This is a genomic window from Epilithonimonas sp., from assembly GCF_032054305.1.
Classification (GTDB): domain Bacteria; phylum Bacteroidota; class Bacteroidia; order Flavobacteriales; family Weeksellaceae; genus Epilithonimonas.
Window position 1 is genome coordinate 293,620 of the sequence record NZ_DAMBSX010000003.1, and the last position, 15,981, is coordinate 309,600.

Annotated in this window: 15 protein-coding genes and 2 pseudogenes; 1 reads left to right on the forward strand and 16 read right to left on the reverse strand. The window is 35.2% G+C overall.

The genetic code is table 11. From position 1 onward, the window contains the following. Window positions 1-15: 15 nt before the first annotated feature. The 8 genes from RTX21_RS08140 to RTX21_RS08175 all read right to left on the reverse strand — a co-directional run bounded on the left by RTX21_RS08140 (window position 16) and on the right by RTX21_RS08175 (window position 6,095). Window positions 16-756, reverse strand: coding sequence for a carboxymuconolactone decarboxylase family protein (locus tag RTX21_RS08140; protein WP_034972719.1), 741 nt, complete (start codon window positions 754-756; stop codon window positions 16-18). A gap of 17 nt (window positions 757-773) precedes the next feature. Next, window positions 774-1,418, reverse strand: coding sequence for a flavodoxin (locus RTX21_RS08145; protein WP_034972721.1), 645 nt, complete (start codon window positions 1,416-1,418; stop codon window positions 774-776). Between the two features lie 79 nt (window positions 1,419-1,497). Beyond that, a complete protein-coding gene (locus RTX21_RS08150; protein WP_312766767.1) occupies window positions 1,498-2,319 on the reverse strand; it encodes an alpha/beta fold hydrolase in 822 nt (273 codons plus the stop codon). A 76-nt stretch (window positions 2,320-2,395) separates the two neighbouring features. Then, window positions 2,396-2,551, reverse strand: coding sequence for a hypothetical protein (locus tag RTX21_RS08155; RefSeq protein WP_245750488.1), 156 nt, complete (start codon window positions 2,549-2,551; stop codon window positions 2,396-2,398). 4 nt (window positions 2,552-2,555) lie between these two features. Continuing rightward, window positions 2,556-3,005, reverse strand: coding sequence for a nuclear transport factor 2 family protein (locus RTX21_RS08160; RefSeq protein WP_034972722.1), 450 nt, complete (start codon window positions 3,003-3,005; stop codon window positions 2,556-2,558). 51 nt (window positions 3,006-3,056) lie between these two features. Beyond that, window positions 3,057-4,040 (reverse strand): aldo/keto reductase, encoded by a 984-nt coding sequence (locus RTX21_RS08165; protein ID WP_034972724.1) that lies wholly within the window; start codon window positions 4,038-4,040, stop codon window positions 3,057-3,059. Window positions 4,041-4,061: 21 nt separating this feature from the next. After that, window positions 4,062-5,216 carry an aldo/keto reductase gene (locus RTX21_RS08170; RefSeq protein ID WP_312766769.1) on the reverse strand — a complete coding sequence of 385 codons (1,155 nt, stop codon included), beginning with the start codon at window positions 5,214-5,216 and terminating at the stop codon, window positions 4,062-4,064. Between the two features lie 27 nt (window positions 5,217-5,243). Next, a complete protein-coding gene (locus tag RTX21_RS08175; protein WP_034972728.1) occupies window positions 5,244-6,095 on the reverse strand; it encodes an aldo/keto reductase in 852 nt (283 codons plus the stop codon). 195 nt (window positions 6,096-6,290) lie between these two features. Here RTX21_RS08175 and RTX21_RS18015 point away from each other — a divergent pair. Continuing rightward, window positions 6,291-7,186 (forward strand): annotated as a pseudogene (locus RTX21_RS18015) (helix-turn-helix domain-containing protein). A gap of 105 nt (window positions 7,187-7,291) precedes the next feature. Here RTX21_RS18015 and RTX21_RS18020 read toward each other — a convergent pair. From RTX21_RS18020 to RTX21_RS08220, 8 genes and pseudogenes are all read right to left on the reverse strand, one after another. Next, window positions 7,292-7,861 (reverse strand): annotated as a pseudogene (locus tag RTX21_RS18020) (IS1 family transposase); the annotation flags it as partial. Between the two features lie 203 nt (window positions 7,862-8,064). Continuing rightward, window positions 8,065-10,608 (reverse strand): multicopper oxidase domain-containing protein, encoded by a 2,544-nt coding sequence (locus tag RTX21_RS08190; RefSeq protein WP_157450500.1) that lies wholly within the window; start codon window positions 10,606-10,608, stop codon window positions 8,065-8,067. Between the two features lies 1 nt (window position 10,609). Continuing rightward, the gene (locus tag RTX21_RS08195) at window positions 10,610-12,649 is read right to left on the reverse strand and encodes a copper-translocating P-type ATPase (RefSeq protein ID WP_066436367.1); all 2,040 of its coding nucleotides are present in this window, start codon (window positions 12,647-12,649) and stop codon (window positions 10,610-10,612) included. A gap of 90 nt (window positions 12,650-12,739) precedes the next feature. After that, on the reverse strand, window positions 12,740-13,210 hold the full coding sequence (locus RTX21_RS08200; RefSeq protein ID WP_028123603.1) for a heme-binding domain-containing protein: 471 nt from the start codon (window positions 13,208-13,210) through the stop codon (window positions 12,740-12,742). Next, complete coding sequence (locus RTX21_RS08205) at window positions 13,211-13,873, reverse strand: DUF3347 domain-containing protein (RefSeq protein ID WP_028123602.1); 663 nt, start codon at window positions 13,871-13,873, stop codon at window positions 13,211-13,213. It lies immediately after the preceding gene. Between the two features lie 40 nt (window positions 13,874-13,913). Next, entirely contained in the window at window positions 13,914-14,435 is a 522-nt protein-coding gene (locus RTX21_RS08210) for a DUF305 domain-containing protein (RefSeq protein WP_028123601.1), read from the reverse strand. Between the two features lie 10 nt (window positions 14,436-14,445). Further along, window positions 14,446-15,330: a DUF3347 domain-containing protein gene (locus RTX21_RS08215; protein WP_066436364.1), complete on the reverse strand. Its 885-nt coding sequence runs from the start codon at window positions 15,328-15,330 to the stop codon at window positions 14,446-14,448. A gap of 206 nt (window positions 15,331-15,536) precedes the next feature. Then, the gene (locus RTX21_RS08220; protein ID WP_028123599.1) at window positions 15,537-15,737 is read right to left on the reverse strand and encodes a hypothetical protein; all 201 of its coding nucleotides are present in this window, start codon (window positions 15,735-15,737) and stop codon (window positions 15,537-15,539) included. Window positions 15,738-15,981 lie beyond the last annotated feature (244 nt).

Below are 15,981 nucleotides of genomic sequence, written 5' to 3' on the forward strand. Positions count from 1 at the left end.
TCAATTTTTTGCAGTTTATTTGGGATTATTTTTTAAAACCTCATTTAAAACTGTTTTAACTGCACTTGATTTTTCCTTATTAATTGTAGAGCTTACAACAGAAACAAATTCAGTCAATTGCTCTGGCTTCCATCCAACCTTTAAAGAAATACCTAAATGAGATTGCAACATTGGTTCTGCATCACCGATGGCGCTGATTACAGAAATCGTCACCAATTCTCTTTGAGCATAAGTCAAAACATCTCTCTCAAAAATATCGGCGAACAGATGTTCCTTTAGAAATATATCTATTGCTGGTGCAAATGCTGAATAACCCGAAAGTTTGTCTGGTTGTTTTGTTTGGGTAAGTTCACCAAGAATTTCCTTTCCTCGTTCATACTTACTTTTGTTATCTTCTATTGTTGAAGCTTCTTTTCCAACGACATCATTAATGCCTTTTGCCTTTCTTTCATCAAGAACTTCCATAAAAGTTTGTAACCCTCTGATGCTTCTTGGAAAACCACAATAAGCATAAGTGTGAACCAAAATTTCTTTTATTTCATTAATGGTTAGACCTGACTCAAGTCCGGAATTTAAGCTACTTTTTAATTCTGGTAATTTACCTTGCGCTGTAAATGAGGAAATGGTGATGATATTTTTATCTTTTTCGCTTAACTGTTGATTGGAGGTTTTCATTTTTTGTGCGTATATGGTATTTGTAAACAGTGAAGCAGTTATTAATAATGCTATAAAACCAAAATATTTCAATTGTTTCATTACTTTACTTTTAAAGATTAATTCAATGGCTTTATTTTCGACATTCCGATTTTAGTCATCCATTCTTTCACTTTTTTTTCTGCTTCTACTTTCTTTTTTCCTTCCATTACGAATAAAATTCCGTCACGTTCTATTCCTCCTCTGATGGTAAATCCTTCTAATACTTTACTATTTGGAGCTAATTTTTTCACCGTTTCAAAACTGCTTCCTATTCCGTAACCTGCATTGGTATTAAATGGAATAATTGTTTTTCCTTTAAAATCATTCTGGCTTAAAAAACTTTTTATAGGTGGAGGCAATTGCATTCCCCAAGTGGGAAATCCTAAAAAGATAACATCATATTTTTCTATATCCTCAATCTTTGTTTTAAGCGGAGGCAAAAAATTGGCTTCATTTTCTTTGGCAACCTGATCAACGATTGACTTATAATTTTCAGGATAAGGATTTTGTAATTCCAGTTCTACTAAAGTTCCACCAACATTTTGATGAATGATTTCTGCAACTGTTTTTGTATTTTTTGTTCTCGATAGATAAACAATCAATACATTTTTGTCTTTAGATATTTCCTTTTTTTCGGACATCGATTCCTGAGCTTTAGAACAAGATGACAATAGGAAAAGTACTGCACAAAACCATACACTATAATTTTTCAACTTTTTCATATCTCTTATTTTATTATTACAAAGTTCAGAAAAGAGCATATTAAAATCGGTAGACAGATTACGGATAATGCAACCAAAATTACTTATCCAAACCTTTATCTTTCAGCCACTTTGACATCAAATCAGCTACTTCTATATTATTCAAATCTGAAAATGGAAAATGTGTATTTCCTTTGAGACCAACTTCTGGAAGATGGACAACAGTTACATCCCCACCATATTTATTAACAACATCCCGCCATAATCTCGCCATTTCCAAACGGGCTCTCCAACCATCTGCACCTGAATTTTCAGACGGTTTTTCTGGGATATTATCTCCGTAATAAATCACAATTGGGATTTTAGTCAACTTCATAAAATCTTGCATTGGCACAGTTGAAGCTTCTAAAGCTCCAGCAGAACTTGCAATTGGTTTTGGTGCTTCTCCTTCAGGAAATAAAAATCCGCTTCCCGGTTCATACGATACTATGCCTTTAACATTCTGATTTTTGATAGCAGTTATCCAACCCATTCCGCCAGAATGTGAGTGAGTAACCAAAATTGCAGGACCTATTTTACTAAATAAAGCAGAAGCAGCATCTGTTGTCACATTAATATCAATCGTCCCAAGATTAGGAGTCATAGAACGGAAATATTGATTAAGTGTAGCCGAATCACGTGCAAACTGTACATTGTCGTAATATTTCGGCCACAATCCTACACGAAAAACATTGAACCACTGCTGCTCATCGGGAACTGGGTCAATTTTTGAAGAAACTGTACTCCTTCCTGCATTTCCGCGTCTTGGCTGGTCGATGATGTAAACAGGGAAATTTCTTCGCAAGAAAATATTTTGATATCCTTCTCTTCCATCAGGTGTTGTTTCCCAGGTTTTAGAAAACTGCCCGATGCCGTGCCACATTACCAAAGGATATTTACGGGGTTTTACAGGAATTTGGTAGAAAAGATAGGCGTGGTCGCCACGATAGGTTTGTCCTTCAAGTAGGTTTGGAAGGATTAAATGTTCCGGGATTGGTAATTACTGTTCCACCCACGGCAAAACTTCCCTGTTCAGCAATCATTAAAGGTTGCCTTTGAGTTTTTTGAGCTTGAATATTTATCGTGCTGAGAAATAATAAAATTCTATCTTTCATATTTTTATTTTTCGGATGTCATTAATTTGGTAAAAGACAATGAACCCAATTTCCATTCTTCATTCTCTTTGATGTAAACTTCTGTTACCATAAAAGGATTCGTAACTTCATTTCCGCCGACTACCGCCAGTAATGTAATTCTGTTTAAAACAATTGCCGTGTTTCCTATCAATTTTACAGAAACATCGTGGATGTCTGCTTTTTTGTACCAAATACCTCCACTTTTAATGATATTTAATTCCTGCTCTTTTCCCCAAGCGCCACCCATATGAACAAACATAGACTGAGCATCAAATAAATCAGCGAGTTCCTCTGATTTTTTGTCAGCCATCCACTGCCATTTTTGTTTGGATAGATTGATAATTTCTTGTTCTGTAGGATTATTTGAACTTTGTGCAGATAATAGATTCATATTTGCAAGAATTAAAAAAAGGCTAAGAATTAGATTTTTCATAGTGATGGTATTTAATAATAAAATTTTGTTTAGAGATAATATATCGGGATTCTACTTCCCTACTCTCTCTTTTAAATGCTGTGGATATCGTTCTCCAACAACTTTAATTGCAGAAAGAGCCTTTTCGATTTCAGATAAATCCTGAGAAGTCAGTTTCAAATCAGCTCCACCAATATTTTCGTTTAAACGATTTAGTTTTGTAGTTCCAGGAATCGGTGCTATGAAAGGTTCTTGAGCCAAAAGCCAAGCCAAAGCAATCTGAGCAGGCGTAGCTTCTTTCTCTGTTGCGATTGATTTTACCAAATCTACTAAAGCCTGATTTGCCTTTCTGTTTTCTTCTGAAAATCGAGGGACGATATTTCTAAAATCTGAGTCTTCAAATTTTGTTTCTTCATTAATCGCTCCCGTTAAAAAACCTTTGCCTAATGGACTGAATGGTACAAACCCGATTCCAAATTCTTCCAATGTTGGAATGATTTCTTTTTCAGGTTCTCGGTAAAATAAAGAATATTCACTTTGTAAAGCGGTTACCGATTGTACTGCGTGGGCTCTTCGAATCGTTTCTATACTAGCTTCTGAAAGTCCGAAATGATTTACTTTTCCTTCTTTAATTAAATCTTTTACCGTTCCTGCAACATCTTCAATCGGAACATTGGGGTCAACTCTATGCTGGTAAAATAAATCGATATAATCGGTCTGCAATCTTCTCAAAGAATCTTCAACTACTTTTCTGATTCTTGCAGGGCTACTGTCCAGACCTTTTGTAGAATCCCCATCCTCAAACCCGAATTTCGTTGCAATCACAACATCTTTTCTGAATGGTTTCAATGCTTCACCTACTAATTCCTCATTAGTAAACGGTCCGTAACATTCAGCGGTATCAAAAAAAGTTACACCATTTTCAAATGCGGTTCTTATCAATCGAATGGCTTCTTCTTTTTCAGTCACTTTTCCATAACCAAAACTTAAGCCCATACATCCTAATCCCAATGCGGAAACTTCTAATCCATTATTTCCTAATATTCTTTTTTTCATTTTTTTACTTTTTGCTAAATTTTATTTTGTTTTTAAAGGCGCTTCCACATCAGAAAACTGCTGTACAAATGGAGGAAGTCTGTCTCCCGCTATTTTAATAGCATCTAATTCTTTACTAAATTGCTGAAATTCAATGCTTGAAAATTTGACATTATCCGCTCCTGCATTTTCCAGCATATGTTCCATCTGTGTCGTTCCCGGAATGGGTACAACCCAAGGTTTTTGATGAAGTAGCCACGCTAAAGAAATCTGTCCAGGTGTAGCATTTTTCTTTTCAGCCCAGTTTTTAAGAACTTCTACCATTGCCAGGTTTTTAGTAATATTTTCTGGCGAAAAGCGAGTTTCACCACCTCGAATATCACCTTGGGCAAATTTTGTATTAGCATCGATGGCTCCTGTTGTGAAACCTACTCCAAGCGGACTCCAAGCCACAAAACCGATACCCAGTTCTTCACAAAGTGGTAATATCTTTTGTTCCGGTCCTCTCCACAACAACGAATATTCATTTTGAATCGCTGTTACAGGATGAATTTTGTGTGCGCGTCTGACGGTTTCAACGCCTGGTTCTGAAAGTCCGTAATGCAGAACTTTTCCTTGTTTTATTAAATCCTGTATTGTTCCCACTACATCTTCAATTGGAACTTCAGGGTCAACACGATGCTGAAACAACAAATCAATTCTGTCGGTTTTAAGACGTTTCAACATTCCTTCGACCACCAATTTGATATGGTCCGGTTTACTGTTTAATCCCGGTAAACGAGCTCCAGTCTGCTGATCGATGTTCCAGCCGAATTTTGTTTCAATAACAATTTTATCTCTAAAAGAGGATGTTGCTTCTCCTAAAATCTTTTCGCACTCAAAAGGTCCATAAGCTTCTGCCGTATCAAATAAAGTCACTCCATTATCAAATGCTTTCTGAATGATACTGTGCATCTGTTTTCGGTTCGGTATGGTTGTCTGATACGTTCTGCTCATATTCTGAACGCCTAATCCAACAGAAGAAACTTCCAGAGATTTCCCTAATTTTCTGCGACCACTTAAAAGACCTGTCTGATTATCGTTTTCAGTTAATTTATCATTTGTTGGAACTGCTCCCTTTAACAAAGAGTCAAAAGGCATTAATGCACTTCCCACTGCTACAAGACCTGCGGTTTTCAAAATATCTCTTCTGTTCATTTTATTCGTTTTTATTGATTAATAGAATTATAAATCTAATTTTCTTTCGCTAAGCCATTTAACCATATTCGGGTCTCTGTGGTCAAAGAATAGACTTGAAGCAGTATCCAAAGTTGCAATAGCATTCATATCCTCAGAAGAAAGCTCAAAATTGAAAATGTCGAAATTTTCGGCCATTCTTTCTTTTCTTACAGACTTTGGAATAACAATGACATTTCTGCTAGTCAACCAATTTAAAATGACCTGAGCTACCGATTTGTTATATTTTTCTGCTATTGATTTTAAAACCTCATTATTAAAAATATCATTCTTTCCCTCTGCAAAAGGTCCCCAAGATTCTATCTGAACATTATTTTCAGTCAAGAATTTTTGAGTTTCTGTTTGTTGATGAAATGGATGAGTTTCCACTTGATTGACTGCCGGAGTAAATCCACTGTTAGCAATCAAATCTGCAATCCTGTCGGGGTGGAAATTTGAAACGCCTATTGCTCTTATTTTTCCTGCATTATATAATTCCTGCATCGCTTTCCAAGAACCGAATATATCTCCGTAAGGCTGATGAATAAGGTATAAATCCAAATATTCTAATTGAAGTTTTTTCAGCGATTTTTCGAAAGCCTTTAAAGTATTTTCATATCCTGCATCCTGAACCCAAAGCTTTGTCGTTATAAAAAGTTCTTCTCTGGCAACACCGCTTCTTTTAATTGCGTTTCCTACTGCTTCCTCATTTCCATAAGATGCTGCTGTGTCAATCAATCGGTAGCCTGTTTCAATTGCTTCAACAACAGCTTTTTCACATTCTGCCAAATCTGCCACTTGAAATACTCCAAATCCTAAAACTGGCATTTCTACACCGTTGTTTAATATTACTTTTTTCATTTTTTTTATTTAAATTATTATTGCTTCAAAAAGAAGTAAAATTGTTTATCAACTTGTTATTGCAAATTTCCAACCTATTAATATGTATAATGGTAGATAGATTACGGAACTTATTACCAATATTACTGTTTCGGGACAGAAGATAAAAAAGAGGTCGTTTTTATATTTAGATTTGCATTACAAAATGATACCGTTATGAATCAGTCCATCTATTTTGAGACCGTCGATGATTATAATAAATTCAATAATCACGAGACACTTCATCCTTTGGTAAGTGTGATAGACTTTTCAAAAGCGCATAAAAGAACAGGGTCTAAAATGTATTTTAATTTGTACTGCATTTTTTTAAAAGATGTAAAATGTGGTGATTTAAAATATGGCAGAGCAACATATGATTACCAAGAAGGAACATTGGTATTTGTTTCTCCGGGACAGGTTGTTGATGTAGAAAATAAAGTCGATATCTACCAACCATTAGGTCACGGATTGGTTTTCCATCCAGACTTGATTAAAGGAACTCCTCTCGCTAAAAGTATTTCAGATTACGGTTTTTTTGACTATCAAACCAATGAAGCACTTCATCTTTCAAAAAAAGAACAGCAAATGGTTTGGAAATGTTCGCTAATATTCTATTTGAACTTAATCGACCTGTGGATAAACACAGCAAGAAAGTTATTACCTCCAACATCGAACTTTTTCTCAGTCATTGTGAACGTTTCTACGACCGCCAGTTTATTACGCGGGAAAACGTCAATAAAGGAACATTAGAAAAATTTGAAGAACTACTCAATGGTTATTTTTCTTCTGAAAAGCCTAATTCGATTGGACTTCCATCTGTTGCTTACTGTGCTGATGAACTGCATTTTTCAGCCAATTATTTTGGAGATTTGATAAAGAAAGAAACGGGAAAAACAGCACAAGAGTTTATCCAAAATAAGATTATTGATGTCGCAAAAGAAAGAATTTTTCACGTTGATAAATCCATCAGCCAAATTGCTTATGAGTTAGGATTCAAGTATCCACAACATTTCATTAGGCTTTTTAAGCAAAGAACTGGCGTTACTCCGAATGAATATAGAAGTTTGAATTAGGAAAATGGCTGATTAAAAAAAACAGGTCAATAATATACTCTAATATAAAATTATAAGTTTTTACATTAGACTATATTGCCACCTTAACTAAATCAATAATGCTACCTAATTCAAATAAGACAAACTCTTAGATTCCTTATTTTCATTAAGAGAAATTCCCCAAAAATAGATTTTCAATATAGCATCTGTATATTTATCTCTTTGAGCTTTATTGATACTCTTCCTTCCCAATCGTTTTATATGAGTTCGTAAATCAAGAAATTTACGCTCAATATGATTGGTTTCTCTTCGTTTTGTACTGTGGAGATGCTTTGGAATTAATTTAGGATAGATATTCAAGCGATCACTGTATATCTTTTTTGGATTTGCATAAAGTAAAGTATTTATAATACATTGCAGTGTCTTGGTTGTTCTTCTCCCAAGCTTATAATCAATTACTTTCTTTGTTTCCCTGCAATAAGCTGCAACTACCCACCGTTCATTGGTTTTACTTTGAGTATATGTTTTTAACTCATCAATTTCGATTGTAATATTCTTAGGAATTGGTGGCTTAACAACTTTAGAAGCAATCTTTAAAATCTTTCTAAGTACAGTTGTTTTGCTGACATCAAGTAATCTGCTGATACCTCTAATACCAACTCCTTCTTTTATCAGTTGTTGAATATTATGATTAGTATTTTTATGATACCAATTTTAAAAAACATACATTATTTCCTGTTTTATAATTTGCTCCAGAACGGAAAAGAGGCTGTATTCCTACATAAAATATTGCTCATAAATATAATACAGATATGCGTACATATCTGTATTATATTACAAAGATTCAAGATGAATCTTAATAACTATTTCAACACCACGAGCAGGTTGTTGAATTTATTTTAGTAATTAAGAGATAAGCCTACTCCCCATCCCATATCACTATCATAATGTGTACGAATGCCCACATTTTTATTGATAATATATTTTAGTTCTGTCATATATTCCATATCGGTGTTGACCATAAAACCTGCTCTCAACCTTTTTGTAATGGGGATATCTTCACGCATTAAGGAAAGACGTACTATACCATCGTGATAGACTTCTGCCTGAAAGTTCACTAACATTGGCAAAGTGTACATAAAACCTAAACTAATGGCTCTACGTGTATCTTTTTCATTTTTCTGACCAAATAAATTGGTTTCGTGTTCATCCATACCCATTTTACGATACCTCCAGTCGAAACCGATGAATGGCATAAACCATTGCATTTTACCAATATATCTTCCTAAATGAGTTTCTATCTCATAGCCGTGCATATCATTATAACCTAAACGCCATTCTGTACCTAAACTCCATCTTGCATTTTGAAGCATTGCGTCACCATCATTTCCGTTAGTTGCAAAATCATTTTGTGCCATAAAATGAGGCATATTGCTTTCTCTTTGCAACATATTATATGCTTGTTTCTTGTCAGGCAAATTTGGATTTTGATAATCATCAACCGCAAATACCCTGTTCATTCCTGACATCATATGATAAAGGATATGACAGTGGAAAAACCAATCTCCTTCTTCGTTTGCTAAAAACTCAATAGTGTCAGTTTCCATCGGCATTATATCTAAAACATTTTTAAGTGGAGATTTTTCACCTTTGCCATTAATAACTCTAAAATCAAAGCCGTGCAAGTGCATCGGGTGTCGCATCATTGAGTTATTATGAATGGTAATTCGTAGAATTTCTCCTTTTTTTACAGGTATTTTATCAACTTCTGAAAGTATTTTATTATCCATACTCCACACATAACGGTTCATATTTCCTGTAAGGGTAAATTTCAATTCTTTTACTGGAGCATCTTTAGGAAGTTCCGTATTGGAAGGAGATTGTAACATTGCATAATTAAGGGTTTTAATTTCTCCCAAAGCATTTGCATTGTAACGGTTGGGATCATTTTCCATATTCATATTCATATTGTGTTGGCTATGGTCTTCTTTCTGCTTACTATCTCCTGTGATTTCAGGATACATTACTACGTTCATATCCATTTGGTTCAAGCTCATTTTCATTCCCATATCGTCCAAATCTCCGTTCATCTTCATCATATCGTTCATCATTTTCATTCCCTCAAAATATTTCAATTTAGGAAGTGGTGAAATGAGTTGTTTGATGCCATTACCTACGAAATAGCTTGCCGATTGTGTTCTGTCTTCAGTAGTAGCTAAAAACTCATAAGAAACTCCATCTTCAGGAATCGTAACAACTACATCATATGTTTCTGATACTGCAATGATTAATCTATCTACTTCCACAGGTTCTACATCATTGCCGTCATTTGCAACTACGGTAATTTTACCTCCTGCATATCGCAACCAAAAATAAGAGGATGCACCACCATTTGACACTCGTAATCTTACTTTATCTCCTGCTTTTAGCGTTTTGCCATCAACATTTTTTAAATCGGTAGTATGATTTCCGTTGATTAAAATTTTGTCATAATATACATCGCTTACGTCCATTGCCAACATACGTTTCCATTCGTTGGTTACTTTTGTTTTGAAATGACCTTCTTTGATAGCTTCTGCGTATGATTGTGTAGCATTTTTTTTAATAGCCGCCCAATCATTGGCATTATGTAACATCCGATTAATGTTATTGGGATTGAGGTTTGTCCACTCGCTTAAAATGATGGGTACAGTAGGCAAATCATCTATTCCTTCTCTAAAAGTTTTATCATCCTCACGCTTTTTCATCACAAAACTACCATACATACCAATCTGCTCCTGCAAACCAGAATGTGAGTGATACCAGTGCGTGCCATGTTGGATAATCGGAAAACGATAGGTATAAGTATCGCCCGCCTTAATTGGTTTTTGTGTAAGCCAAGGCACACCATCCTCTTTATTGGGTAAAAAAACGCCATGCCAATGCAATGATGTACTTTCTTTTAATTGATTATGTACGACAATTTCGGCTGTATCGCCTTCTGTAAAAGTGAGTGCAGGCATAGGTATTTGACCATTTACGGCAATAGCTCTCTTTTCTTTCCCTGCGTAGTTTACTAGTGTATCTGTTACATATAATTCGTATCGAACTGTTTTTGGAGGTTTTGTGTTTACAATTCTTTTTACGGTTTGAGGCTTTTCTTTTTGCATAGACATATTGTTCATTTTGTCCACCTTTTTCGGCTGCTCTTTTGGAGGCATCTGCATTTCATCATTTTTTTTGTTTGATGACTGCTTTACCGTTTTAGCCTTTTCTTTTATCAATTTCATACCACACTTTGGGCAGTTGCCTGGTTTTGTGGCGTGAATTTCGGGATGCATCGAGCAAGTATAAGTTGCCTGTTGAACCTGTTCTTTTTTAGTCATATCCATACCTTTCATATCCTGTGATTGTGCACAGGTGTACGTTGCAACGATGAATATTATTAATGTTATCTTTTTCATTTTATTTTTTTACTTTTAAAAAACTTGCATTGATTGCAACTACGACTGTGCTAACCGTCATTAAAACCGCACCTGCGGCTGGGCTTAACAATATGCCTTGCTTGTACAAAACACCTGCTGCCAAAGGCAATGCGATTACATTGTAACCCGTAGCCCAAATTAAATTCTGTATCATTTTACGATAGGTGGCTTTGCCAAATAAAATAAGATTTACAACATCCTTAGGGTTACTGTTCACTAAAACAATACCTGCGGTTTCGGCTGCAATATCACTACCGCTGCCAACTGCTATACCAACATCTGCAATTGCCAGTGCTGGTGCATCGTTTACGCCATCACCTGTCATAGCTACGAATTCGCCATTGCTTTGCAGGTCTTTTATCTTTTCTAATTTTTGATGTGGTAATACTTCGGCAATAAAACTATCCATACCCAAAACATCGCTTACACTTTTTGCTACTTTGTTATTATCACCGGTAAGTAAAATAGATTTGATATTATTTTCTTTCAAGGTCTTTATTGCTTCGGCAGCTTCAGGTCGAATTTCATCTGACAAAGCAATATAACCTGCCAACTCATTATTTACGATTACAAACACAACCGTTTCCGTATCGTTGGCATTAAAGCCTTCGGGAATTGCTAAATTATTTTCTTTTAAATATCCCGGACTGACTACCAATATTTTTTCGCCTTCAACCGTTGCTTCAACCCCTTTGCCTGTTATGGCATTAAAGTTTTCCGTTTCAGGAACGGTGATCGATAGGTCTTTTGCTTTTTGCAAGATGCCTGTTGCAATGGGATGTTCTGATTTTTGTTCTAATGCAGACGCAAGGCGAATGATTTCATTTTCATTGAACTCTTTTTGCAGCGAAACAATTTTTGACACTTCAAATCTTCCTACAGTTAATGTTCCTGTCTTGTCAAAAACGATAGTGGTTATTTTTCTTGAATTTTCAAACGCTGTACGATTTTTAATAAGTAAACCATTCTTAGCTGATAATGCTGTTGATTTTGCAACAACCAATGGTACTGCCAAACCCAAAGCATGAGGGCAGCAAATAACAATTACGGTTACCATTCTTTCCATTGCAAAAGCCAATGATTGCCCTGTAAGATACCAATATAAAAATGTGGCAATGCCTGTAACCAATGCTATAATCGTAAGCCATCTTGCTGCTTTGTCTGCTAATAGCTGCGTTTGTGATTTTGATTTTTGTGCATCGTCTACCAATTTGATAACCTGTGATAAGTAAGAGTCTTTTGCGGCATGGGTAACGGTAACTTTTATAGAACCGTTGCCATTGATTGCACCTGCAATTACTTTATCGCCTTTTACTTTTTGTACTGGTTTGCTTTCGCCTGTAAGCATACTTTCGTTCAGGTAGCTTTCGCCTTCTAATATTATTCCATCTGCTGCTACTTTTTCGCCTGGCTTTACTAAAATAATATCGTTCTCTTTTAGTGTGTCGGTTTTTACATCATGCACCATGTTGGGCATTACCATGTGTGCATCGGCTGGCATTAACTGCACCAATAATTCTAATTCTTTTGATGCACCTGCAACAGATTTCATTTCTATCCAATGCCCCAAAAGCATGATGAGTATAAGGGTTGCCAATTCCCAAAAGAAATCCATGCCCTGTAACCCAAACACAATTGCAACGCTGTAGATGTACGCAACTGTTATGGCGAAGCCGATTAAAAACATCATGCCGGGGTTCTTTGCTTTTACTTCGTCAACCAATCCTTTTAAAAATGGAAAGCCGCCATAAAAAAACACAACGGTTGACAATGCAAAGAGTATGTATTGCGAACCTGCAAACTGCCAATCAACTTTTATAAAATGTTGTATCATGGTTGATAGCAACATGATTGGAATGGTTAGGATGAGCACGACATAAAACCTTTTTTTAAAATCGGCTATCATCATGGCATGATGGTTATGTCCTGCCATTTCCATTGATGGGTTTGCTCCATGATGCATATTGCTCATTTTATGCCCTGCACGGGTTTCTTTATTTTCTGTATGTTGATGTTCCATATAAATAATTTCATTTGCAACAATCCTGTTTATGAATAAAGATTGCTTTAAAAATGCTGATTAATATTTGTTTAATTTTTCGCATTGTATTTAATTTTCTGTTGAAAGGCTGTCTGCTGTTTTGTTCATCCAATCCACTATCATTTTTTTTTGCTCCATTGAAAGCTGTGCATTTCTGTGCATTATTTTATAAGAAGCTAAAGGCATTTGTTCGTCTTTAATTTGGTTTGCTATTCCTTTCAATTTACTTATTTGCCTTCGACTAGTAATACTGCCAAACTCACTAAAGTTTAATTTTTCTTTGCCATTATCAATATGCTTCTTCATCAGCCACGCAATTGGTTGAATGTTGGAATACCAAACATTATTGGTATTGTTGCTATGACAATCGTAACAGGCATTCTGTAAGATGTTTTGCACATTCGGCGGAACTGTATAAACTTTCGAAAAATCGGTTGTGTAAACCTGCCCTTTATTTACATTAAGGGCAGGTTGATAAAATTGTATTGCAATAAAAATAAACAGCACTATTGCCAACATTATCTTTAATACTCTCTTCATTTAGAACTCTTTTTTTACAGAGCCACAAGTAAGCATCTTGCTACCGTAATAAGGATTTTTTATTGTCTTAGCTTCGCTAATCCAAACAGCACCTTTACCATCATTATACATTGGGCAGAAGTCCTGATAAACTTTTTGAGTTGTGCCAAACAATACGATAAGGTCTGAAACATCTTTACTCAACATTGCTAAATGCTCTCTTTGGTGGTCTATCTTTCCCGCGTTGTCACCAATATGCTCAGCATTTTCTTTTGCACTCTCCGCAATGTCCATAAACTCCTTATGCTTGTTTGCGGCTATTGATTTCATATCTACATTGTTTATAGTTGTAAATAATTGCTTCCCTGCGTTAGCAGCTACTTTGTCATTATCTGCAACGAGTGCATTTTTTAAAACCAGATAATCTTTTACAATTGGTTCAATAGAGAAGTTTTGTGTCTGCTCTTTTGAAGCAGACTTTTCCATCTTTTGAGATACTGTATCTCTTGAAGTAACGGAAGGCGCTGTATCATTTTGTGTTGCTGTCGACAAATCTTGGGTTCTAGTTATCACTGTGCTATCATCGGCCTGCTGGTCGCTATTATTATTGGAAGATTGCTTACAGGAAATTGTTGCCGCTGCAACTGTTACTAATGTAATGACTGAGAAAATTATATTTTTCATTTTATTTAAATTTTGATATCATTAAAAGAATTTATCTTATTTATTTGTTTTCAAATTCATTTAGCTTCCGCTTCATAAATTCTATTTCTTGTGCTTGGGTTCTGAGTATGTTTTTTTGCAACTGTATTAGTTCGGGATCGGTAAGGTTTGCTTTTTCGGACATTAGTACTGCCGCTGCGTGGTGTGGTATCATTCCTTTTACAAACTCCTTATCACCAACAAATAATTGTTCTCGAATACCAAACCAAGAAAAGATGCCAACTGCAAGGGAAACTGTAATGATTGACCAGTTGATTTTTTTGTTTTCATACATTCCTTTCATTATCCATAATTCAATAACCAGCATTGCCGAAATCATCAGCAGGGTCATATATAAATTATTGATGTTCGGAATAAGATTATCAAATCCGTCTATCATAGCATACATAATAAAGTACATTGCTACAAACATTGCAACAGCCATTACAGCAAAGCGTTTGTACATTGCTAAAGAATTATTATGGTCATTTTCTGCACTCTTTTGCGTATGTTGCATTCCGTGTTGATTTTTCATACTTTCCATAACATTTTTTTTATTTGTTATTAATAGTTTCTTGTACACTGCCACAAGTGAGCATTTGAGAACCGTAATACGGGTTTTTAATGGCTTCTTCTTTACTTAACCAATTTGCACCTTTGCCATTGTTATACATTGGGCAATGCTGATAATAAACAGGTGTTTCCTGTTTTGAAACTTTGGCTAATTCGTACATATTGTTAGCCAGTAAAGCGAAAAATTCTCTTTGTTTGTTAACATCTTTTGCCACAGCAATTTTTTCTGCATTAGTAGTTAAATCTTTCATTATTTTCATCCAGACGGTATGTTCTTCGTTGGAAAGTTTTGTCATTTCTATAGCTTTTATTGCCTTTAATAATTCAGCAGCTTTTGCAGATGAAGTGCCTGCATCAGTTTTTACCAAAGCATCTTTCACTGAAAAATAGTTATCGAAAATAGCTTTCAGTTGTGGCTCATTTTGGGTAGTTGCCATATTTGTGGCTGGCATTTCTTTGGTGTTGTGGTTAGCGTGATCAGCTTTCATATCCATACCTGCATCTTTAGATGTGGCAATTGGTTTTAGTTCCCTGTCATACTGGCAACAACCTGATAACTTTGCATAAACATCATCAGGTGCTAAAAATTTTTCATTGTCGTACCCTGCTAAAGCAATACGTTTCAGAATCTCATCCTGATTTGTTTTTTTACTATCGTAGTCGATTGTAGCCATCTTGGTATCTTTATTCCAATTTACTGTGGCTACATTTTTTACATTTCCTGCTTTCTCGATTGTGGTTTTACACATTTCACAGTTACCATATACTTTCACTGTTTCTGTTTTTGCATTTTTAATTTGGGCAAAACTGCTTATGGCTGATAGTAATACGGTGATTACCATCAATATTTTTGATATTGACTTCATTTTGAATTTTTTAAATTATTAAGGGATAGAGAGTTTTACGAAAACTAATATTAGCTTTCGACAAGACATAACTGTGGCGTACAAGCCATCTTTTTAACCTATTTTAGGCGGTTGCCAAAAGGAATGGAAGCCCGATGAATAATAGGCTTGCTTGAAACCGAATTTTTGCGTTTTAATTTCTGCAAACTGGTTTTCTGTTTTTATATCTATAAGTATTGGTAAACCAAATGAAGATGAAGAAATGCTACATTTGCAAGAACTGTGTTTACATTTACCGTTGCAGCCGTGACCATCGTTGCATTTTTCACAGGACTTGTCCTTGCAACTGATTTTATCTTCTGATTTTTTGGATTGTTCTTTTGAGCAGGACTTTTGCTCTGTCTTAACTGCTTTTTTAGCACAAGCATAGGTTATGTTTGGCATTAGGAAAAAGCCCAAACACAATAAAATGACAAAGCTGATATGTTTACTCAAATTTTTCAACGCTACAAAATTATGAATAAATTCTTTAAATTGCTATATTTTATTCTATTTAAATCGTATTCTAAGCACCAGAGGCAGAGTATTTAATTTAGGTGATCCTTTCCCCCCCCTCTAACTTTGTTTTAATAATAATCTGCTTACACTAGTGATCTGAAATATACTATGACT